This window comes from Roseomonas rosulenta (assembly GCF_016106005.1).
In the GTDB taxonomy this organism is placed as follows: Bacteria; Pseudomonadota; Alphaproteobacteria; order Acetobacterales; family Acetobacteraceae; genus Neoroseomonas; species Neoroseomonas rosulenta.
Window position 1 is genome coordinate 13,471 of sequence record NZ_JACADR010000010.1, and the last position, 20,342, is coordinate 33,812.

The 20,342-nt window shown below is 69.8% G+C and carries 26 protein-coding genes; 13 read left to right on the forward strand and 13 right to left on the reverse strand.

Translation table 11 applies throughout. From position 1 onward, the window contains the following. Window positions 1–2 precede the first annotated feature (2 nt). From HW578_RS03105 to HW578_RS03115, 3 genes are read right to left on the reverse strand one after another with little or no spacing between them, the layout of a single operon-like run. Window positions 3–962, reverse strand: coding sequence for an ABC transporter substrate-binding protein (locus HW578_RS03105; RefSeq protein WP_198369065.1), 960 nt, complete (start codon window positions 960–962; stop codon window positions 3–5). Between the two features lie 49 nt (window positions 963–1,011). Then, window positions 1,012–1,776 (reverse strand): ABC transporter permease, encoded by a 765-nt coding sequence (locus HW578_RS03110; RefSeq protein WP_198369066.1) that lies wholly within the window; start codon window positions 1,774–1,776, stop codon window positions 1,012–1,014. After that, complete coding sequence (locus tag HW578_RS03115) at window positions 1,766–2,533, reverse strand: ABC transporter ATP-binding protein (RefSeq protein ID WP_198369067.1); 768 nt, start codon at window positions 2,531–2,533, stop codon at window positions 1,766–1,768. The genes HW578_RS03110 and HW578_RS03115 overlap by 11 nt, the downstream gene beginning before the upstream one ends. Before the next feature lie 123 nt (window positions 2,534–2,656). On the opposite strand from HW578_RS03115, the gene HW578_RS03120 reads away from it, so the two are divergent. The 5 genes from HW578_RS03120 to HW578_RS03140 are packed head-to-tail and all read left to right on the forward strand — an operon-like array spanning window position 2,657 to window position 7,626. After that, window positions 2,657–3,571, forward strand: a complete 915-nt coding sequence (locus HW578_RS03120; protein WP_232478554.1) for an SDR family NAD(P)-dependent oxidoreductase — start codon at window positions 2,657–2,659, stop codon at window positions 3,569–3,571. A gap of 7 nt (window positions 3,572–3,578) precedes the next feature. After that, window positions 3,579–4,028, forward strand: a complete 450-nt coding sequence (locus tag HW578_RS03125; RefSeq protein WP_198369068.1) for a hypothetical protein — start codon at window positions 3,579–3,581, stop codon at window positions 4,026–4,028. Between the two features lie 17 nt (window positions 4,029–4,045). Continuing rightward, entirely contained in the window at window positions 4,046–6,097 is a 2,052-nt protein-coding gene (locus HW578_RS03130) for an acetate--CoA ligase family protein (protein ID WP_198369069.1), read from the forward strand. A 37-nt stretch (window positions 6,098–6,134) separates the two neighbouring features. After that, on the forward strand, window positions 6,135–6,947 hold the full coding sequence (locus HW578_RS03135) for a nitroreductase family protein (protein WP_198369070.1): 813 nt from the start codon (window positions 6,135–6,137) through the stop codon (window positions 6,945–6,947). Then, window positions 6,940–7,626, forward strand: a complete 687-nt coding sequence (locus HW578_RS03140; RefSeq protein WP_232478555.1) for an NUDIX hydrolase — start codon at window positions 6,940–6,942, stop codon at window positions 7,624–7,626. Before HW578_RS03135 ends, HW578_RS03140 begins: the two co-directional genes overlap by 8 nt. Here HW578_RS03140 and HW578_RS03145 read toward each other — a convergent pair. Beyond that, window positions 7,614–7,820 carry a hypothetical protein gene (locus HW578_RS03145; RefSeq protein WP_198369071.1) on the reverse strand — a complete coding sequence of 69 codons (207 nt, stop codon included), beginning with the start codon at window positions 7,818–7,820 and terminating at the stop codon, window positions 7,614–7,616. The two genes, HW578_RS03140 and HW578_RS03145, sit on opposite strands and share 13 nt — an antisense overlap. 148 nt (window positions 7,821–7,968) lie before the next feature. Here HW578_RS03145 and HW578_RS03150 point away from each other — a divergent pair, with 148 nt between their 5' ends. Next, window positions 7,969–8,808: a transporter substrate-binding domain-containing protein gene (locus HW578_RS03150; protein ID WP_198369072.1), complete on the forward strand. Its 840-nt coding sequence runs from the start codon at window positions 7,969–7,971 to the stop codon at window positions 8,806–8,808. Beyond that, a complete protein-coding gene (locus HW578_RS03155; protein WP_198369073.1) occupies window positions 8,808–9,551 on the forward strand; it encodes an amino acid ABC transporter ATP-binding protein in 744 nt (247 codons plus the stop codon). Before HW578_RS03150 ends, HW578_RS03155 begins: the two co-directional genes overlap by 1 nt. 41 nt (window positions 9,552–9,592) lie before the next feature. Here HW578_RS03155 and HW578_RS03160 read toward each other — a convergent pair whose 3' ends face one another. Next, window positions 9,593–10,177 carry a hypothetical protein gene (locus HW578_RS03160; protein WP_198369074.1) on the reverse strand — a complete coding sequence of 195 codons (585 nt, stop codon included), beginning with the start codon at window positions 10,175–10,177 and terminating at the stop codon, window positions 9,593–9,595. A gap of 65 nt (window positions 10,178–10,242) precedes the next feature. Between HW578_RS03160 and HW578_RS03165 the strand changes: the two genes are divergently transcribed. Together HW578_RS03165 and HW578_RS03170 are read left to right on the forward strand one after the other, a co-directional pair. Continuing rightward, window positions 10,243–10,923: an amino acid ABC transporter permease gene (locus tag HW578_RS03165; protein WP_198369075.1), complete on the forward strand. Its 681-nt coding sequence runs from the start codon at window positions 10,243–10,245 to the stop codon at window positions 10,921–10,923. Beyond that, window positions 10,911–11,603: an amino acid ABC transporter permease gene (locus HW578_RS03170; protein ID WP_369407804.1), complete on the forward strand. Its 693-nt coding sequence runs from the start codon at window positions 10,911–10,913 to the stop codon at window positions 11,601–11,603. Before HW578_RS03165 ends, HW578_RS03170 begins: the two co-directional genes overlap by 13 nt. 3 nt (window positions 11,604–11,606) lie before the next feature. Here HW578_RS03170 and HW578_RS03175 read toward each other — a convergent pair whose 3' ends face one another. Together HW578_RS03175 and HW578_RS03180 are read right to left on the reverse strand one after the other, a co-directional pair. Continuing rightward, window positions 11,607–12,074, reverse strand: a complete 468-nt coding sequence (locus HW578_RS03175) for a DUF3237 domain-containing protein (protein ID WP_198369076.1) — start codon at window positions 12,072–12,074, stop codon at window positions 11,607–11,609. 46 nt (window positions 12,075–12,120) lie between these two features. After that, on the reverse strand, window positions 12,121–12,537 hold the full coding sequence (locus HW578_RS03180) for a rhodanese-like domain-containing protein (RefSeq protein WP_198369077.1): 417 nt from the start codon (window positions 12,535–12,537) through the stop codon (window positions 12,121–12,123). Between the two features lie 295 nt (window positions 12,538–12,832). Between HW578_RS03180 and HW578_RS03185 the strand changes: the two genes are divergently transcribed. Then, window positions 12,833–14,461 (forward strand): long-chain-fatty-acid--CoA ligase, encoded by a 1,629-nt coding sequence (locus HW578_RS03185; RefSeq protein ID WP_198369078.1) that lies wholly within the window; start codon window positions 12,833–12,835, stop codon window positions 14,459–14,461. Between the two features lie 90 nt (window positions 14,462–14,551). Here HW578_RS03185 and HW578_RS03190 read toward each other — a convergent pair whose 3' ends face one another. Beyond that, window positions 14,552–15,382 carry a sulfite exporter TauE/SafE family protein gene (locus HW578_RS03190; RefSeq protein ID WP_198369079.1) on the reverse strand — a complete coding sequence of 277 codons (831 nt, stop codon included), beginning with the start codon at window positions 15,380–15,382 and terminating at the stop codon, window positions 14,552–14,554. A gap of 72 nt (window positions 15,383–15,454) precedes the next feature. Here HW578_RS03190 and HW578_RS03195 point away from each other — a divergent pair, with 72 nt between their 5' ends. Both HW578_RS03195 and cuyB read left to right on the forward strand, forming a co-directional pair. Continuing rightward, window positions 15,455–16,219: a sulfite exporter TauE/SafE family protein gene (locus tag HW578_RS03195; RefSeq protein WP_198369080.1), complete on the forward strand. Its 765-nt coding sequence runs from the start codon at window positions 15,455–15,457 to the stop codon at window positions 16,217–16,219. Further along, complete coding sequence (cuyB, locus tag HW578_RS03200; protein WP_198369081.1) at window positions 16,216–16,923, forward strand: cysteate racemase; 708 nt, start codon at window positions 16,216–16,218, stop codon at window positions 16,921–16,923. The genes HW578_RS03195 and cuyB overlap by 4 nt, the downstream gene beginning before the upstream one ends. Before the next feature lie 3 nt (window positions 16,924–16,926). Here cuyB and HW578_RS03205 read toward each other — a convergent pair whose 3' ends face one another. Continuing rightward, a complete protein-coding gene (locus HW578_RS03205; RefSeq protein ID WP_198369082.1) occupies window positions 16,927–17,166 on the reverse strand; it encodes a hypothetical protein in 240 nt (79 codons plus the stop codon). 116 nt (window positions 17,167–17,282) lie between these two features. Further along, entirely contained in the window at window positions 17,283–18,356 is a 1,074-nt protein-coding gene (locus HW578_RS03210) for a tartrate dehydrogenase (protein WP_198369083.1), read from the reverse strand. Between the two features lie 132 nt (window positions 18,357–18,488). Here HW578_RS03210 and HW578_RS03215 point away from each other — a divergent pair, with 132 nt between their 5' ends. Then, window positions 18,489–18,842 carry a hypothetical protein gene (locus tag HW578_RS03215; RefSeq protein WP_198369084.1) on the forward strand — a complete coding sequence of 118 codons (354 nt, stop codon included), beginning with the start codon at window positions 18,489–18,491 and terminating at the stop codon, window positions 18,840–18,842. Window position 18,843: 1 nt separating this feature from the next. Here HW578_RS03215 and soxA read toward each other — a convergent pair whose 3' ends face one another. From soxA to HW578_RS03230, 3 genes are read right to left on the reverse strand one after another with little or no spacing between them, the layout of a single operon-like run. Next, window positions 18,844–19,581, reverse strand: coding sequence for a sulfur oxidation c-type cytochrome SoxA (gene soxA / locus HW578_RS03220; RefSeq protein WP_369407805.1), 738 nt, complete (start codon window positions 19,579–19,581; stop codon window positions 18,844–18,846). Next, window positions 19,578–19,904, reverse strand: a complete 327-nt coding sequence (locus HW578_RS03225) for a thiosulfate oxidation carrier complex protein SoxZ (RefSeq protein WP_198369086.1) — start codon at window positions 19,902–19,904, stop codon at window positions 19,578–19,580. Before HW578_RS03225 ends, soxA begins: the two co-directional genes overlap by 4 nt. Window position 19,905: 1 nt before the next feature. Beyond that, window positions 19,906–20,340, reverse strand: a complete 435-nt coding sequence (locus HW578_RS03230; RefSeq protein ID WP_198369087.1) for a thiosulfate oxidation carrier protein SoxY — start codon at window positions 20,338–20,340, stop codon at window positions 19,906–19,908. Window positions 20,341–20,342: the final 2 nt, after the last annotated feature.

Consider the following 20,342-nt stretch of genomic DNA (forward strand, 5'->3'; position numbering starts at 1 on the left):
GCTCAGATCTGCACGCGGTCGGGCGCGACCCAGCGCAGCGGGTCGGCCCAGATCACGTCGTTCGTCGTCACCGGCCGGTCGAGCCGGTTCATCCCGCGCAGCTGGTCGATGGCGAGCTGGATGTTCGCCACGCTGTCCGGCGTAAGGTTCATGCGGAACGCTACCTTGGTCATGAGCTCGGCGACCAGCGCGCGGTCCTGGCGGAGGAAGCGCGCGACCTGCTGCGCGGCCTGGTCGCGATTGCTCTCGATGAACTCCTGCGCTTGGATCAGGCTGCGCATCAGGCGTTCAGTGGTCGGGCGGTTCTGCTCGGCCCAGGCCTTGTTCATGTAGACGTAGTTGCGGACGATCTGGATCGCCTCGTTGTTGATCAGGATGTGCGTGTTGGGAATGGCGCGCTGGGCGCGGGTCGGCCAGGGCTCCCACACGGCGAAGGCGTCGATGTTGCCGCGTTCGAGTGCCGCGACCATCTCCGGCGCCTCGACATTCACGATGGTGTAGTCGGCGGGGTTGAGGTTGAGCTTCGCCACGACCGAGAGCCAGAAGGTCTCGGACCCCGTGCCACGAGCCACGCCCACGCGCTTGCCCTTCAGCTCCTCCATTGTGCGGATGTTGCGGCCCAGCACGCTGATCCAGCGCAGCAGCGCGGTACCTTCCGCCACCGCCACGACATTCGCGTCGCGCACATTGGCCGAGACGCCGGCCTGCTCCGCGCCATAGGCGGAGTTGATCTGGTTGCCGATCAGGAAGGCGATCATGGCGCTGCCCGACGGGCCGGTATTGACCGTGACGTCGAGCCCGTTGCGCTCGAAGAAGCCGCCTTCCTTCGCGACGTAATAGGGCGAGAAGGACGGATCGACGCCGGTGGCGATGGTGATGCGCGTCGGCGCCTGCGCCGAGGCCGGCAGGACATAGGCGCCCGCGGCCGCGGCCGGCAGCGCCAGGATGGAACGGCGGTTCATCTTGCTTCTCCCTGTTGCATCAAACAGTCGCGTCATGCCGAAGGTGTGCTCAAACAGTCGCATTGAAGCGCCCGGCGAAGGCGCGGATCAGTACGCGGAACACCCTGTCCGTGGTGAAGCCGAGCAGGCCGAGCGCCACGAGCGCGACAAAGATGTCCTCGATCTGCATGAACAGCCGCGCGTCCCACAGCAGCTTGCCCAGTCCGTCATTCGACGCGATGAGCTCCGCCGCGACGATGGTGACGAAGGCGTTTGCCATGGCGAGGCGCATGCCGGTCAGGATGTAGGGCACGGTCGCCGGCAGCGCGACCAGCGTGAACACCTGCAGGCGCGACGCACCCAGGCACTGCGCCGCGCGGATCTTGTCGCGCCCCACCGCGCCCACGCCGGCCGCCGTGGCGATGACGACGACGAAGACCGTGGTGTAGGCGATGAGGAAGATCTTGCTCTCCTCCCCGATGCCGAACCAGATCACCGCGACGGTGATCATCGCGACCGCCGGGATGAAGCGGAAGAACTCGGTCCAGGGTTCGAGCAGCCAGCGGACCGGCTTGAACGACCCGATCGCGAGGCCGATCGGGATGCCTATCGCGCTGCCCAGCAGGAATCCCTGCAGGATGCGCCGCATCGAGGCGATGATCTGCTCCTGCAGGATGTTGTCCTCGATCAGCACGATGGCGCGGGCCAGCACCGGCAGCGGCGGCGGGAACAGCACCGACTTCACCAGCAGCGTCGCCGCCAGGTGCCAGATGAGGAACAGCAGCGCGAAGCCCGCGACATAGCCTGCGACGGTGGCGAAGCGGTCAGTGCGCACCGTGGATCTCGTCGTGAATGAGGGCGTGCACCTGGCGGAAAGCCGCCATGAAAGTGTCCGACGTGCGTTCGCGCGGAAATGGCAGATCGACCGGGATCACGGCTTTCAGCGTGCCGCCCGGCCCGCGCTTCATCACGCCGACGCGCGTGGCGAGAGCCACCGCTTCCTCGATGTCGTGGGTGATGAACAGCACGGTCTTGCGGGTCTCGGCCCAGATGCGGCTCAACTCCCCCTGCAGCACCGCGCGGGTCATGGCATCGAGCGCGCCGAAGGGCTCGTCCATCAGCAGCATGCGCGGGTCGTTCGCCAGGGCGCGGGCGATCTGGATGCGCTGCTTCATGCCGCCCGAGAGCTCGGAGGGGTGCTTCGCACCCTGCCCCGTCAGGCCGACCATGTTCAGGTAGTGCTCCGCCTTCGCCCGCCGCTCGCCGCGCCCCAGCCCCCGCAGGCGCAACCCGAAAGCGATGTTGTCGAGCGCGGTCAGCCAGTCATACAGGCTGTCATGCCCCTGGAAGACCACGCCGCGATCCGCACCGGGGCGCTCCACGGGCCTGCCGTCGAGCAGGATCCGCCCGGCGGTCGGCTGCTCGAACCCCGCGACCATGTTCAGCACCGTGGTCTTTCCGCAGCCCGAGGTGCCGAGCAGGCAGAAGAACTCGCCCTCGGCCAGGTCAAGCGTGAAGTCGCGCACCGCTTCCCACGCCCCGGTACGGCCGCGATAGGTCTTGCCCACGCCCTCGAGCGTCACCAACGCCACGGAAGCCCCTTTCCCGAATGCCCCATGTATAGGCCCGTGCGCCGGACCGGCAACCCGGCTTCACGGCCCGCGGGGCCGGGTCTAGAACCTCCGGCGGCAAGAAACCGACGGAGGGAATGCCTGATGCCGAACATGCTCGAAGGCAAGGTCGCGATCGTGACGGGGGCCGGCAACGGCATCGGGCGCGAGATCGCCATCATGATGGCCGGCCAGGGGGCCAAGGTCATCATCAACGACGTCGGCGCCTCGGTGTCGGGCGAGGGCCAGGACGCCACGCCCGCGCAGCAGACCAAGGCGATCATCGCGCAGAATGGCGGCGTGTCGGAAATCTCCGCCGAGAGCGTCGCCACCTGGGCCAGCGCGCAGAAGATCGTGCAGGCGGCGATGGACCATTTCGGGCGCATCGACATCGTGGTGAACAACGCCGGCATCCTGCGCGACCAGATCTTCCACCGCATGACGCCGGAGGAATGGGACAGCGTGATTGCCGTCCATCTGTCGGGCTCCTTCTACGTCTCGCGCGCCGCGGCCACGCATTTCCGCCAGCAGCAGTCGGGCGCCTTCGTGCACATGTCCTCGACCTCCGGCCTGATCGGCAATTTCGGCCAGGCGAACTACTCGGCGGCCAAGATCGGCATCGTCGGGCTGTCGAAGTCGATCGCACTCGACATGGCGCGCTTCAACGTGCGGTCGAACTGCATCGCGCCCTTCGCCTGGTCGCGCATGACCGGCACCATCCCGGCCGAGACGCCCGAGCAGAAGCGCCGCGTCGAGCGCATCATGCAGATGACGCCGGACAAGAACGCGCCGCTGGCTGTATTCCTGGCCTCGGACGCGGCGAAGGACGTGACGGGGCAGATCTTCTCCCCGCGGATGAACGAGCTGTTCGTCTACAGCCAGATCCGCCCGATCAAGTCGGTGCATCGCGAGAATGGCTGGACACCCGAGGCGATCGCGGAATACGCACTGCCCTCACTGCAGCAGGGCTTCTCGAAGCTCGAGCGCTCCGGCGACGTCTTCTGCTGGGACCCGATCTGAGCCCCCCATGCGGCGGGTGCTGGCCCTGGCGCTCTGCGCCATCGCTGCACCCGCCGCAGCCCAGGCTCCGGCCGAGATCCGCGACGCCGTCCAGCGCCTGGGCGCGACGGCGGCGCTCGAGGCGCCACTGCGCGCCGCGCCCTGCGCCTTCGCACCCGTCGCGCGCCACCTCGACCGACTGCCGTCGAACCTGCCCTGGGCGCAGCCGGCGGCGATCGTGCTGTTCCACGGCCTGCCCGGCATGCCGCCCGGCCATCGCGCCGTTGTCCTGCGCCCGACAAGGGAATTGCTGGCACGCGCGGCAACGCGGGAGGTGATCGCCGCCGGCGGCGTCTCCCTGCACGCCTCCGATCTCTCGCCGCTGCCGGCGGATGCGCCCACGCCGTCCTTCCTGGCGCTGCACGTCGCTCCGCCCGCGACACCACCTGAAGGCTGCGTCGCGCAGCCAAACCGCTGAACCGGAACACTGCCCCGATGACCGCGCTCGCCCCCGCCCTGCTGAACCCCCGCCGCATCGCGCTGGTCGGCGCCTCGGCCGACCCCACCCGGCTTACGGCGCGCGCGCAGATCTACCTGCGCAAGCATGGCTTCGACGGCGAACTCTATCCGGTGAACCCGCGCGCCGAGACCATCCTCGGCGAGCGCGCCTATCCCTCCATCGCCGCCATCCCCGGGCCGGTCGACCTGGCCTACCTGCTGCTCGCGACCGAGCACGTGGAAGGTGTCATCGCCGATGTCGCGGCCAAGGGCATCCCGGTCGCCGCCATCCTGGCCGATGGCTTCGCCGAATCCGGCGGCGAAGGGCGTGCGCGCCAGGAACGGCTGCTCGCGACGGCACGTGCGGCAGGCGTGCGCATCCTCGGGCCGAACTCCATGGGCCTCGTCAACGTCAATGCGCGCAGCGCGTGCTCGGTGAATGCCGCGCTGGAGGCGGAGACGCTGCCGGCGGGCCGGCTCGCGCTGGTGTCGCAATCGGGTTCCATGCTGGGCGCGATCATGGCGCGCGGCGCCGCGCGCGGTCTCGGCTTCTCGCACCTCATCAGCACCGGCAACGAGGCCGACCTCAGCGCGAGCGAGATCGCCAGCCTGCTGGTGGACGACCCGGACACCGACGCCATCCTGCTGTTCCTGGAAGCGATCCGCCGCGCCGACCTGCTGGCCGAAGCCGCGCGCCGCGCGCATGCCGCCGGCAAGCCGATCATCGCCTTCAAGCTCGGGCGGTCATCCTTCGGGGCGGAACTTGCGAACAGCCACACCGGTGCGCTGGCGGGTTCCGACGCGGCGGCGGATGCCTTCTTCCGCGCCAACGGGATCGCCCGCGTCACGATGATCGAGGCGCTGCTCGAAGCCCCCGCGCTGTTCATCGGCCGCAAGCCGCTGGCAGCGTCCAGGCGCGCCGTCTCGGTGATGACCACGACCGGCGGCGGCGGCGCCATGGCGGTGGATGCGCTGGGTGTCGCCGGGATCGAGACGCGCGCGCCGCATCCGGTCGCGGTGGAAGGCCTGAAGGCCGCCGGCCTGCCGCATCATGGCCGCATGATCGACGTGACGCTGGCCGGCACGCGCGCCGACAAGGTGCAGGCCGCGATGGCCGCACTGTCCGCCGATCCGGATACCGACCTGGCGCTTTCGGTCATCGGCTCCTCGGCGCAGTTCCGCCCGGCGGATGCCGTCGCGGGACTGGTGGGCGCGGCCAAGGCCGGTCATGGCAAGCCGATCGCGGCCTTCCTGGTGCCGCAGGCGGATGTCTCGCTGCGCATGCTGGGCGAGGCCGGCATCCCGGCCTTCCGCACGCCGGAGTCCTGTGCGGATTCGATCCGCGCCTTCCTGGAATGGCAGGCGCCGCGCGCCGTGCCAGAGGCCGGCACCGTCACGCACACCCTGCCCGCGCGACCGGATGAGGCGGATGCCCGCCGGCTCTTCGCGGCGCTCGGCCTCGACAGCGGCGTCGCGGTGTTCGCAACGCCGGATGGCGTGCCCGATGGTCTGCGCTACCCGGTCGCGCTGAAGATCCTGTCGCCCGACCTGGCGCACAAGACCGAGGTGGGGGGCGTGGCGCTGAACATTCCTGACGCCGTGGCGCTTCGCGCGGAGGCCGCTGCCATGGCGGCGCGCGTCGCGGCGAAGGCGCCCGGCGCCGTCATCACCGGCTTCCTTGCCCAGCCCATGGCGAAGGGACTCGCGGAGGCGATCCTCGGCTTCCGGCGCGACCCCGAGACCGGCCCGGTCGTGCTGGTCGGCGCCGGCGGCGTCATGGCGGAGTTGCATCGCGACACCGCGCTGCGCTGCGCACCCGTCGGCCTCGCGGAAGCCCACGCCATGATCGCCGAGGTGAAAGGCCTGAAGCCGCTGGCTGGCTGGCGCGGGTTGCCGAAGGGCGACCTCGATGCGCTGGCGCGCGCCATCGTCGCGGTCTCGCGCCTCGCCGCCGTGACGGAGGTGGCGGAGGCCGAGATCAACCCGCTGATCATCCACGCCGAGGGCCAGGGCGTCACCGTCGCGGATGCCTGGGTGGTCCGTGCCTGACCTTCCCGCGCGCGCGCCGCGGTGCCACGCTGCCCCCATGTCCACGCACGACCTGATCACCGCCCGCTACGGCATCCTGCCCTTCGAGCCGCCGGCGGAGATCCCGCCCGCCCTCGCCGCCCTGCTCGACCGGCGCGTCACGCGCCGCTACGCCGCGCGCGGCATCGAGGACGCGCTGCTCGACACGGTGCTGGCCGCCGCGCAATCGGCGCCGTCGAAATCCGACCTGCAGCAGTATTCGATCATTGTCACGCGCGATGCGGCGAAGATCGCCAAGGTCGCCGACTGGATCGGGACCATGCCCTGGATCAAGGATGCGCCGGTCCTGCTGCTTTTCTGCGGCGACATGCGGCGCGGCCAGGCGGCCTGCACGCTGCATGGCCGCCAGCACGCCAACAACAACATGGACACCTTCCTCAACACCGCGGTGGATGCCGCGCTGGCCATGGGCATGGCAATTGCCGCCGCGGACGCTGCCGGGCTCGGCACCTGCCCGATCTCCTACGTGCGCAGCCATATCGAGAAGGTCGCGCCGCTGTTCCGCCTGCCGGAGGCGGTCTACCCCGTGGCCGGGCTCACGCTCGGCTGGCCGGAGGCACGCAACGAACCCACGCCGCGCCTGCCGCCTTCTGCCGTGATCCACCGCGAAGCCTATGACGACAGCGCCCTGCCCGCCGCGATCGAGGCCTATGACGCGCTGCGCCCGCGCCAGAAGCCGCGCTACCCCGAGGTGCATGGCCCGGCCCCCGAAGGCTGCACCTGGTCGGAGAACGCCGCGCGGCAGTTGAGCGTGCCCGAGCGCTTCGGCTTCCGCACCTGGCTGCGGCTGCGGGGCTTCGCGCTTGACTGAACCCGCGCGCGAGGACCCGGCGGCCGACAACCCCGGCGGCGCCGACGCCGAAGGCCAGACGCGGCGCACCGCCCGCCCGCGCGACGCCGCCAGCCTGATCGTCTGGCGCATCGGCCCCGCCGGGCCGGAAATCCTGATGGGCAAGCGCCACGCGCGCCACCGCTTCATGCCGGATGTCATGGTCTTCCCCGGCGGGCGCGTGGATGCCGACGACCATCGCCAGGCGGCGGTGCGGGAACTGGAACCTGTCACGCAACGCATGCTGGAACGCCGCGCGACACCTGCCCGGGCGCGCGCCATCGCCATCGCCGCGGTGCGCGAACTGCACGAGGAAACAGGCCTGGTGCTGGGGGAGCGGCGCGGCGGGGGTGTCGCGGCCGACCTCGGCGCGCTGCACTACATCTGCCGTGCCGTCACGCCGGGCCGGCGACCGATCCGCTTCAACGCCCGCTTCCTCGCCGCACCGGCCGAGGCGGTGCACGGCGACATCGCCGGGTCGGGCGAGCTCGAGCGCCTCGACTGGTACACGCCGGAAGCGGCGCATCGCCACCACGTGGCGGATATCACCGGCAAGGTGCTGGTGGAGTTCCTCGACTGGCTGGAGATGTCGCCCCGCGCGCGAAGGTCACGCCCGCTGATCGTCTTCCGCGGGATGGACAATCGCCATCAGGAACGGTGATCGAGCGGTTCCGGCCGGCGTGGTTCGAGCATACGCAACCCGCCCAGCATCAGCGCCCCGCCGCCGAGCGCGAGTGCGGCGGCCACCGCCAGCGGAATGCGCCCCGGCGCCGTCGCATCGCCGAGCAGCAGCACGACCAGAAGCAGGTTGCCCAGGAGTCCGGTGGCGATCAGCGCGATGGGTATGACTGGCATGGCGGTTGCTCCGTTCATCAGGAATAGAACACCGCCGCGGGGCGCCACCGGGACGCTCGCAAGGCAGATTTGTGGCGGTCCCTGCATGGACAGCGGGGCAGCCATCTGGAAATGTTGCAAGGCACCACGTGAACAGGAGATTTCCACCATGCGCAGGCTCCTCGCCGCCGCCCTGATTTCGGCCGCCGCCGCCGGCCCGGCCCTCGCTCAGGGGCAGCCGCCGCTGCGCTGCGGGGTGGACGGCACCTTCGCGCCCCACGCCTTCCCCTCGCTGCAGGGCGGCGTGCAGGGCTTCCAGATCGACCTGTTCCGCGAGGTCGCGCGCCGCATGGGCCGTGAGATCGTGATCGACAGCGCGGCCTTCTCCGGCCTCATTCCGGCGCTGAACGCCGGGCGCTACGACTTCCTCTGCGCGCCCACCACGGTCACGCGCGAACGCGCCGAGGCACTGCTGTTCACCGAGGGCTACCTCTGGACCGAGCTGCAGTTCGGCATCCGCCGCGGCACGCCGCCGATCCGCTCCGAGGAAGACCTGCGCGGCAAGACCATCAGCGTGAACAAGGGCACGCCTTACGAGCAGTGGGTGACGAACAACCGGGAGCGCCTGAACCTCACGCTGCTCGCCTTCGACAGCCAGGCCGATGCAGCCCAGGCCGTCATCCAGGGCCGCGCCTATGCCAATCTTTCGGGCAATACGGTGGTGCGGTATTCGGCGTCGCGCACACCGCAATACGTGGCGGACTTCGTGCTTCCGGGCTCGCGGCTGCACTGGGGCACGCCGTTCCGGCGCGACAGCGCGGCCCTGCGCAACCAGGTCGAGGATGTGCTCACCTGCATGAAGCGCGACGGCACCGTGGCACGCCTGTCCGAGCGCTGGTTCGGCGATGCCCCCGGCCCCGACCAGGCCGAGCGGGTCGAGTTCCCTGGGTACGGCCCGCCGGACATGCCGGGCTACGACCCGACGCCGCAGAACCCGAATTGCGGCTGATGCCCGACGCCCCGATCGTCGAGGCGCGTGGGATCCACAAGCACTTCGGCCATCTCCATGTGCTGAAGGGCGTGGACCTCGTGGTGGCCGAGAAGGAACTCGTGTTCCTGATCGGACCGTCGGGGTCGGGGAAGTCGACGCTGCTGCGCTGCCTGAACCGGCTTGAGGACCCGTCCTCCGGCTCGGTCATGGTGGACGGGATCGACATGCTCGACCCGCGCACCGACATCAACAGGGCGCGGCAGCGCATCGGGATGGTGTTCCAGTCCTTCAACCTCTACCCGCACATGACGGCGCTGGGGAACGTGGCGCTGGCGCTGCGCAAGGTGCAGGGGCTGGGGCGGGCCGAGGCCGAGGCGAAGGCAGCGGCGGCGCTCGACCGCGTGCACCTGGGCGACCGTGCGGACCACTACCCGCTGCAACTCTCAGGCGGGCAGCAGCAGCGCGTCGCCATCGCGCGCGCCATCGCGCTCGAACCCCGCGTGATGCTGTTCGACGAACCGACCAGCGCGCTCGATCCCGAACTGGTCGGCGGCGTGCTCGCGGTGATGCGAGAATTGCGCGAGGACGGCATGACCATGGTGGTGGTCAGCCACGAGATGGGCTTCGCCAAGGCCGCCGCCGACCGCGTGGTGTTCATGGCCGATGGCGCGATCGTCGAGACCGGCGCGCCGGAGGAGCTCTTCGCCGCCCCGCAGCACGAACGCACCCGCAGCTTCATCCGCCAGATCGAGCGGCATTGATGCCGCGCCATGGCTTCGGGGGCGAGGCGCCTCGCCCGTCCTCAGGTGTCGCGGCCCTCGCATTCCCGCGCCGGGCGTGTGAAGGCGATCCAACCCTGCGGCGTACGCAGGCAGCCATTCGTCCAGTCGCCTTCGACGACGCGGCCGCGGATGACCAGGCGCCCGCGGCCATTCGGATGCGCGATGCTCCAGCCGCCCTCGTAGACGATGCCCGTACCCGGGAATTCGACGCGGCCCAAGACGAAGTAGTCATCGCGGAAGGTGCCTTCCTGGCGCAGGCGGATCTCCTTGCCGGTGATCAGCGTGAGCGTGCCCTGGCCGTCGTTCTTGCCCCGCCGCAGGTCGCCCTCGTAGATCATCGCCCGCTCGACGCCGTCCTCCTGCCAGCGAACCTCGGCGCGGCCCTCGCCCTCCGCAGGCCCCTCCGGGCAAGGGCCAGTCCAGGAGGCGGTGAGGTTCTGCACGCCGGCGCGGATGCCGCTCGCCCAGAGCCAACAGCCATCGGCCCCGTCGCTGACGAAGCCGCCGCGCCCGCCGGGGACCATGCGCTCGGCCTCCGGCGGCGGTCCGGCGGCGGCGCAGAGCACGGCCAGCACGGCCAGGGCAGCGGTCTTGGGCAGGGTCATTCGGCGCGATCCTTCATCGGCACTGCGGCGCAGCATAGCGTAAGCCGTGGCAGGAGTGGCGCGCCATGACCGGCTGGGAGCGCTTCACCGACAGCTTCTTCAACGCGCGCGTCATGGCGCAGTACCTGCCCAAGATCATCGAGGGCTTTGGCCTGACCGTGATGCTGGCGCTGTGCATCATCGCCGCCGGGCTGGCGGCGGGTCTCGCGCTCGCGCTGCTGCGCGCCTTCGGAATCCGGCCGTTGAACTGGCTGATCATCTTCGTGGTGGACCTGTTCCGCGCGCTGCCGCCGCTGGTGATCATCGTGCTGCTGTTCTTCGGGCTGCCCAATGCGGGGGTGGAATTGTCGGGCTTCGTCGCCTCCTGGCTGGCGCTGACGCTGGTGCTGATGGCCTTCTCCGAGGAGGTCTTCTGGGCCGGCATCACCTCGGTGCCGAAGGGCCAGTGGGAGGCAGCGCGCTCCACGGGCCTCGGCTTCCTCCAGACCCTGTCCTACGTGGTGTTGCCGCAGGCGCTGCGCATCACCATCCCGCCGCTGACCAACCGGACCATCGCCATCACCAAGGGCACGGCGCTGGCTTCGGTGGTGGCGGTGCCGGACATCCTGGGCGCGGCGAATGCGGGGGTGTCGTTCTCGTTCAATCCCTCGCCACTGACGCTGGGGGCCATCGCCTACCTGGTGCTGTTCTTCCCGGTGGTCGTGCTCGGTCGCTGGATCGAGACGCGCTTCGCGTGGAAGCGCTGATCCCGATGGATATCTTCCTCGACACCTTCCTGAACTGGCAGATCGTCCAGGATGCCTGGCCGATCCTGTGGCAGGGGCTGCAGGCGACGCTGCTGCTCTCGGCGCTGGTCGTGCCGCTGGGCATCGTTGGCGGCGTGATGATCGCGGTGCTCTCGACAGTGCATTCGCCCTGGGTGAAGTGGCCGCTGCGCGCCTGGGTGGACACCTTCCGCGCGCTGCCGCCGCTGGTGCTGCTGATCTTCATCTTCGCCGGCCTGCCCTTCATCGGCCTCGACGTCGGCGCATGGGGGGCCGTCGCGATCGGCTTCTTCCTCAACACCGGCGCCTACTACGGGGAGATCCTGCGCGCCGGCATCGAGAGCATTCCGCGCGGGCAGATCGAGGCGGCGCGATCGACCGGCCTCACCCGCGGGCAGACCATGCGCTTCGTGGTGCTGCCGCAAGCGGTTCGCAACGTGCTGCCGGACCTGATCTCGAACACGCTGGAGGTGGTGAAGCTCACCTCCATCGCGTCCGTCGTGGCGCTGCCGGAACTGCTGTTCCAGGCGCGCCAGGCGCAGAGCGTGACCTACAACGCGACGCCGATCATGGTCGCCGCGGTGGTGTACTTCATCCTGCTCTGGCCGGTGGTGCGGGTGCTGAGCCGGCTCGAGAACCGGCATCTGGCCGGGCGGCGCTGAGGCTCACAGCACCGCGTAGACGTCGTAGGTCGGCCCGCTGGGTGGCCGCTGGCCCACGCCGATGGCAATCACCCTGTTCATCCACGCCAGGTCCGCGGCCCCCGTCTCGAAGCGCGCCGAGATGCGGAAGTAGTACTCCGACGGATCGACCGGCTGCCCGCCATTGAGCCGCGCCAGCACCTCCGGCGCGCCGGTGCGGATACCACTGTAGTGCATGTAGGCCAGGCTTCCCGAGGCCGCCTTCAGCGTCAGGCGCACATCCATGTGCGCGGTGCCGTCCGGGTCCACGCGCAGCCAGTCGGCGGCGGTGCCGGGCAGCACCTCGCCATTGAAGCGCGGGCCTTCCAGCGTGCCGCCGGTGACCGGAACGATGCGCAATTCGCCGTTGCGCGCGGTGCCGACCATCTGCGGCGCGCCGGTGGACAGCACCATGCGGAACAGGAACTCGGACTTCAGCGGCAGTGGCGCCATGGCGTTTCCCCATCATTGCGGATGATGGGGGCAGGATGCCCGTGCTTCAGCGTTGCCGCCAGGGCAGCCCCTCGGCCTTCCAGCCGGCGACGATGCCGCGATGGCCCTCGGCATCGACCGGGCCCTCGAAGCCATCCGCGACGTTGAAGACGTGCGGAAAGCCCGCCGCCTGTGCCGCCTGGCCCGCAGCCAGCGATCGCGCACCCGACCGGCAGATGAAATAGATGCGGTGCAGCGGCGTCAGCCCCGCCTTGTGCAGCTGGTCGGCAAAATGCCCGTTCATCTGCATGCCCGGGTAGATCTGCCAGGGTATCAGCACGGTCTGCTTGGCGATGGACGCCAGGTCGGGCAGGCCGACGAAGTTCCATTCCGCATCGGTGCGCACATCGACCAGAGCGGCCTGCGGGTCGTTGCGCAGCGCCTCCCAGGTGTCCTTCGGGCTGATATCGGGCACGCCTGCCACGGCTGAACTCCTCCCGGGCGCTACGCCCGCGGTGGAAAAATGGTGCAGCGCGTCAGGCGAGGCAACCGCCCTGCCGGCATCGGCGCGCCGCGCGGTGCGGCCGCGGCCCGGGAGTTCCCGATTCGCCCGGGCATGACTCCCCGCGAGGCGCCCGAGCCGCCCTGCCCCCGCCGGGACCGTGCACGCGCCAATGCCGCCGGCGGGGTCCTGACGCGACGCCCGATTGGTGTAGCCTTCCCGCCTACGACGACCTGCCGCCCGGGGGCAGGACGGGTCGCGCAACGGAGGGACCGTGATGCTTGGCTTGATGCAGGATTGGCCGCTGCTGATGCACACGGTGCTGGACCACGCGGCGATCCAGCACCCCAGGCGCGAGGTGGTTTCGCGCTCGGTCGAGGGCCCCTTCCACCGCACCGACTACGCCACGGTGCGCGGCCGCGCGCTGCGGGTGGCGCAGCGCCTGGTGCGCGACGGGATCAGGCCGGGCGACCGTGTCGCCACGCTCGCCTGGAACACCTGGCGGCACCTGGAAGCCTGGTACGGCATCACGGGCGCCGGGGCGGTGTACCACACCGTCAACCCGCGGCTCTTCCCCGAGCAGATCGCCTGGATCATGAACCATGCCGGGTCGCGGCTGCTGCTGCTCGACCTGACCTTCGTGAAGTTGGTGGAGGCGCTGGCGGCCAGGCTGCCTGCGGTCGAGCGCTACGTGATCCTGACCGATTCGGCGCACATGCCGCAGACGACCCTGCCCAACGCCGTCGCCTATGAGGACTGGATCGCCGAGGTGGATGGCGACTTCGCCTGGATGCCGGTGGAGGAGAACGCGGCGGCGGGCATCTGCTACACTTCGGGCACCACGGGCGATCCGAAGGGCGTGGTCTATTCGCACCGGTCCAACGTGATCCACGCGCTGGTCTGCAACCAGGTGGATGCCTTCGGCCTCGGTGCGGCGGACCGGGTGATGCCGGTGGTGCCGATGTTCCACGCCAATGGCTGGTCGCTCGCGTTGTGCGCGCCGATGGTCGGCGCGGCGCTGATCATGCCGGGGGCGAAGCTGGATGGCGCCTCGGTGCACGAACTGATCGAGCGCGAACGGGTGAACTTCTCCGCCGCCGTGCCGACGGTGTGGATGATGCTGCTGCAGCATCTTGAGAGCACCGGATCGCGCGTCGATTCCATGCAGCGCGTCGCGATCGGCGGATCCGCCTGCCCGCCCGCCATCACCAAGGCCTACCAGGAGAAGTACGGCGTGCAGGTAATCCATGCCTGGGGCATGACGGAGCTCTCGCCCGTCGGCACGCTGTTCTCGGTGAAGCCGGAAGTGGCGCATCTGCGCGGCGAGGAGATGCTCCGCCTTCAGGCCAAGCAGGGCACCCCGCCCTATACCGTCGAGATGAAGATCACCGACGATGCGGGCAACGCCCTGCCCTGGGACGGTGCGACCTTCGGCCGGTTGAAGGTGAAGGGCCCCGCCATCACCCGCCGCTACTTCCGGCGCGAGGAGGAGGAGGTGCTGGACGAGCACGGCTTCTTCGACACCGGCGACGTCGCGACCATGGACGAGCACGGCTACATGGAGATCACCGACCGCTCGAAGGACGTTATCAAGTCCGGCGGCGAGTGGATCTCCTCCATCGCGCTGGAAAACGCCGCGGTCGCCTATCCCGGCGTGGCGGAAGCCGCGGTGGTCGCGATGCACGACCCGAAATGGGACGAACGGCCGCTGCTGATCCTGGTGATGAAGCCTGGCGTGCTCTCGCCCTCACTCGACCAGATGCGCGACTTCCTGGCAGACAAGGTCGCGAAGTGGTGGCTGCCGGACGACCTGGTGGTGGTGGACGAGATCCCGCACACCGCGACCGGGAAGATCCTGAAGACGAAGCTCAGGGAGATGTTCAAGGATCATCGGCGCGCGGACTGACAGCCAAGGCGGCCTGCGGCCTCGCCGCAGGCCGGGAGCGCACGGCGCGAAGCCAAGGCGGCCGGACGGCCGCCGCCCGGCGTCTGAGGGTCAGGTAAACAGACTCCAGAACATGCGCAGGCTCGTCACCGCCAGGAACACCGCGAAGGCGCGCTTCAGCCAGAGCGGCGAGATCGTATGGGCCAGTTTCACGCCCCAGGGCGTCGCCAGGATCGAGGTCGGCGCGATGAGCGCGAAGCCGATCAGGCTGACATAGCCGAGCGAGAAGGGCGGCACCCGCGCATCGTTCCACCCGCCCAGCACGAAGCCGATCGTGGCGGGAATGGAGATGATCAGCCCGAAGGCCGAGGCCGTCGCGACCGCCTGGCGGATCGGGTAGCCGAACATCGACAGCAGCGGCACGCCGAGCGTCCCGCCGCCGATCCCCATCATGGCACTGACCGACCCGATGCCGATGCCAAGCGCCGCGCGCGGTGGGCCGGAGGGCACGCTGTCAGTGATTTTGAAGTCCACGCCGGTGAAGCCCATGTTCAGCGCCACCAGCAGCGCCACCATGGCGAAGACCGCCGTCAGCCCCTCGCCTTTCACGTACACGCCGATGAAGGTGCCGAACGCCACGCCTGCCAGCATAGCCGGCCAGATGGAGCGCAACAGCGCCACATCCATCGTACCCGTCGCATGGTGCTTGCGCGCCGACTGGATCGAGGTGGGGATGATGGTGGCGAGCGAGGTCGCCACCGCCACCTTCATTTGGATGCTCTCCGGGATGCCGAAGAGCGGGAACACGTTGAACAGCAGCGGCACGATGACGATGCCTCCGCCCACCCCCAGCAGCCCTGCCAGCGTGCCCGAGACCAGCCCCGTCGCAGCCATGGCGGCGGCCAGCGCAAGCAGCGAGAAGGGATCGGTCAGGTGGTCCATGTCGCGGCGTCCGGGATGGGCGAGTGAAAGGGGATGTGGCATACACGCTGACCTTTCGAGCGTCACCCCGCCTTGGCCTTCGTCACCGACCCTTGGTTCTACGCCCTCGCCATCCCGGCCGTGCTGATCACCGGCATCAGCAAGGGTGGCTTCGCCTCGGGCGCGGGCAACCTGCTGGTACCGCTGATGGCGCTGACGGTCCCCGCGCCCGTCGCCGCGGGCATCGCGCTGCCCGTGCTGTGTGCGATGGATGTCTCGGGGCTGCGCGCCTGGTGGGGCAAGTGGGACAAGCGGGAGATGCGCGTGCTAATCCCCGGCGCGCTGGTCGGCATCCTGGTCGGCGGTCTGGTCTTCACGCTGATGTCCGACCGGGCGATCAAGGCGATGGTCGGCATCACGACCCTGGCCTTCCTGGCGCGCACGCTGTGGCTGGCGCGGCACCGCGAGCCACCCGCCCCCGCGCCGCACAACCCGGTCAAGGGCGGCCTCTGCGCGGCGGCCTCGGGCTTCACCAGCACCATCGCCCATGCCGGCTCGCCGCCGCTCGCGATCTACCTCTATCCTCGCCGGCTCGACCGCCAGGTGATGGCCGCGACGACCGTGGTGTTCTTCGGTATCGTCAATTATGTGAAGCTGGTGCCGTATTTCTTCCTGGGGAATCTCAGCATCGGCAACCTGACGACCAGCCTGGTGCTGCTGCCCCTCGCACCTGCTGGCGTGTACCTCGGAATCTGGATGCAGCGGCATGTGTCGGATGCGCTGTTCTACCGCATCCTGTATGCCCTGCTGCTGGTGACGGGCGTGAAGCTGACCTGGGACGGAGTATTCGCAGGATGACCGAGGCCAGGATGCTGGGTGTGCTCGGTGGCATGGGTCCGCTGGCCGGCGCCACCTTCATGCAGCGGCTGACCCTGCTCACGCCGGCGCAACGCGACCAGGACCACATCCCGACCATCCTGTGGTCCGATCCGCGCGTACCTGATCGTACCGCCGCGCGGCTGTCGGGCGGGGAGGACCCGCTGCCGGCGCTGATGCGCGGCATCCGCGGGCTCGAGGCCGCCGGCTGCGGCGCGATCGCCATCCCGTGCAACACCGCCCATGGCTGGTTCGAGGCGATGCAGGCGCAAACCCGCCTGCCCATCCTGCACATCGTGGAGGCGGCGGCGGACGAGTTGCTGCGCCTCGGTGTCACGCAGGGCCCGATCGGGCTCATGGCGACCAAGGGCACGCTGGCGATGCGCCTGTATCAGGACCGCCTTGAGAGCCGCGGCTTCGAGGTGCTGGTGCCCTCGGCCGAGGAGATGGACCGCATCGTCATGCCCGCGATTGACGGCGTGAAGGCGAACCGCGTGGCGGAGGCCTATGCGCCGCTCGCCGAAATGGCGGTGGCGCTGGCCGCGCGCGGCGCGCGGGCGGTGGTGCTGGGCTGCACGGAAATTCCGCTCGGGATCTCGGCAGGACCGCCCCTGCCCTTCCCCGTGGCGGATACCATCGATGCCCTGGCGCGCGCGGCGATCGCCTGGGCGAAGCCGGCGGGGTAGCGCTCAGTCGCAGTCGCAACCGGGGGTGGGGCCGGCCTCGGCGCGGATGATGTGATGGTCGATCCATTCCGCCACCAAGCGGCGCGCCTCGCTGACAGAGGCCTCCGGATGATGGATCCGATACAGCGCCGTGCAGGCCCCGAAGGCGCTGAAGTCGCCCGCGCCCTGCTCGCGCAGTTCGCGATAGGCCGTCACCACTGATCGCTCGCAGCGGCGGGCGATATGGCTGAAGTCGCGGCCCATGGCCGAACCCTCCGAGGCGTCAGTTGCGAATCACTCGCAACGGACCGCTACGATAGCGAGACACCCCAGGGGGTTCAAGTGACAGGCGCGTCAGGCGGGACCGTCGACGCGCGGGGTCAGCCGCGCGCCACCGCCTCGGCAATCGCCTTGCCCACATCGACCGTGCCCGCCTGGCCGCCCATGTCGCGGGTGCGCGGCCCACCCTCGGCCAGCAGCTTCTCGATGGTCTGCACGATGCAGTCGGCCGCCGCCTTCTCGCCGAGATGCTCGAGCATCATGGCGCCGGACCAGATCTGCCCGATCGGGTTGGCGATCCACTTGCCGGCGATGTCCGGCGCCGAGCCGTGCACCGGTTCGAACATCGATGGTGCGGTCTTCTCGGGATTGATGTTGGCCGAGGCCGCGATGCCGATCGACCCCGCCACCGCCGGGCCGAGGTCCGACAGGATGTCCCCGAACAGGTTCGAGCCCACCACCACGTCAAACCAGTCCGGGTGCTGCACGAAATGCGCGCAGAGGATGTCGATGTGGAACTGGTCGGTGGTCACGTCCGGATAGTTCTTCGCCATCGCGGCGAAACGCTCGTCCCAGTAGGGCATGGTGAAGGTGATGCCATTCGACTTGGTGGCCGAGGTCACCTTGCGGCGCTTGCGGGTCATGGCGAGCTCGAAGGCATATTTCATCACCCGGTCGCAGCCGATGCGCGTGAGGATCGACTGCTGCGAGACGAATTCGCGATCGGTGCCGGGGAACATGCGGCCGCCGACCGAGCTGTATTCACCCTCGGTATTCTCGCGCACCACGTAGAAGTCGATGTCCGCAGGACCGCGATTGGCGAGCGGCGAGACCGATCCGGGCAGCAGCTTGCACGGGCGCAGGTTCACATACTGGTCGAAGCCGCGGCGGATCGGGATCAGCAGGCCCCAGAGCGACACGTGGTCGGGCACGCCCGGCCAGCCGACCGCGCCGAGGAAGATGGAATCGCTGTCGCGCAGCTGGTCCATGCCGTCGTCGGGCATCATCTTGCCGGTCTGCGCGTAGGTCTCGCAGGACCAGTCGTAGTAGGTCAGTTCCAGGTCGAAGCCGAAGCGCCGCGCGGCGGCATCGAGCACGCGCAGGCCCTCGGGCGTGGTTTCCTTGCCGATGCCATCGCCGGGGATGACGGCGATGCGGTGCTTTCGCTGGGCCATGGGGCGCCTCCTCGTGCCGAGCCGCACCCTAAGGGTGCCGGGACTGAGCGCAAGGTCACGGCGCGGGACCGTTCCGCGCATGGTAGCATTCCCGCGACTCGTCCCCCCGGGGGCGAGCGGGAGGACCCACCCATGACGCTCCGCCCTATCGCCGCGCTGCTCGCCCTCGCGCTCATCGCCTGCGGCGACGACATGACCGAGACCAAGCCGCCCGAGCATGGCGGCGACCGGTCGCTCAGCCGCGCCGAACTGCGCTGGTGCATGTTCAACGACATCCGCATCGAGGCCGCGCGCCCCGACATGCGCTCTGCCAAGCAGGGCCAGGTGCAGGCCTTCAACGCCGCCGTCGCGGAATGGAACCAGGGCTGCCGGCGCTACCGCTATTCGCGCTCCGACCGCGACGCCGTGCAGCGCCAGATCAACGACCGCCGCGCCGCGCTGGAAGCCGAAGGCAAGGCGCGATTCGCCGTGACTCCGGTGCAGTGATTCAGCGACGCAGCCCCGGCGCTTCCACCGGCAGCCCCTGCGCCCGCGCGGCGAGGTAGAGTTCCAGCGCCAAGTACTCCGGCGAACCGAGCGAGAGCTGCGTTGCGCGCACACCGAGCGAGCAGGCCCGCAGCCGCCGATGCAGTGACCCCAGCGTGTTCCATTCCAACCGATAGGCTGGATAACCCGTACCCAGTCCGTTCGAGATCACGTCCCCGCGCAGCCGCCGCCCGGCATTGTCGTCGTGGCATTGCCCGCAGGCGAGGTTGAGCTGCCCCTGCCGCGTCTCGTAGAAGGCGCGCCCGCGTTCGAGGAACGGCGCCGCCGCGCCGTCCGTCGCGACACTCATGGGCATGCCGCGCGAGCGCTGCGCGATGGCGGCGGTCAGCGAGAGCAGCGGCTCGCTCTCGTAGCCGAAGGGCGCCTCGCCCTGCTGTTCCGTGCGGCAGCGCTCGATCCGGCCCTCCAGGTTCAGCAGTGCGCCATCGGTGGCCACGGCGGGATAGCGCGCGGCGACACCGGCCATCGATTCGATTCCGCCATGGCAGGACTGGCAGGACCGTGCGCCGCGCGCCCACAGCGCCTCGCCTTCCTCGACCCAGAGCCAACCCGGATGGCGAGAGGGATCATCCTGCTGCGCGCGCAATTCGGGCGAGAGGAAGTCCCGCGAAGGGCGGATGTCCGCCGCCGCAGCGACGCCGGCCAGCAGCAGCAGCGCGGCCGCGGCGCGGCGGATCACGTCACCACCAGGCGGGCCTCCCGCCGGTAGGTCGCGCCGCCGTCCTCCTCCCATTCGAAGACCAGGTCGCCGGTCTCGACGGCGAGGGTGGTGAATTCGATGTAGGGATTCGCGGTAATGCCCTGCGAGAGCTCGGCGCGGAACACCTCCGCCCCCGCATAGGTCACGCGCATGCTGTGCAGAATCTTCCGCGGCAGGGGTGTGAGGCCCGGCGCGTCGATCGCGCGCTCCATCGGGTGGCGCACCAGCACGCGGATGGTCACGACCTCGCCGCGCCGGGCGCGCTCGGGAAGGGTGATGCGCGCGACGATGGGGCTCGCCATGTCAGCCGCCCTCCACGCAGGCGCCGAGCACGACGATCACCTCGCGGGCGGCGCGATGCACCTCGCCCGCGCTGGTCTCGGCCAGCACGATGATCTGCTGGGAGGTGGCGAGGCGGATGCGCGTGGCGACCTCGGCGCGTCCGGCGCGCGGCGTCAGGAAGAAGGATGCGACCCGCGGCACCGGGTTCTTCTCGGACAGGATATGGATGGCACGGACATGGTCGGCGGCGGTCATGGGGCTGTCCACGCGCACCGCGACATCGACCGAATTGCCGTTCTCCGACAGGCGCGGCATGTCGAAGGCGATGCCGGCCTCGCGCGGGGTGCGGCCGGCGAGGATGGCGCGCTCGGCCGCGGCCATGTCGCCCTCCTGCGCCATGGCGGCGGAGGCGGCGACGGGCAGCAGCAGCACGGCGCGGCGCGTGGCGGTGGTCATGC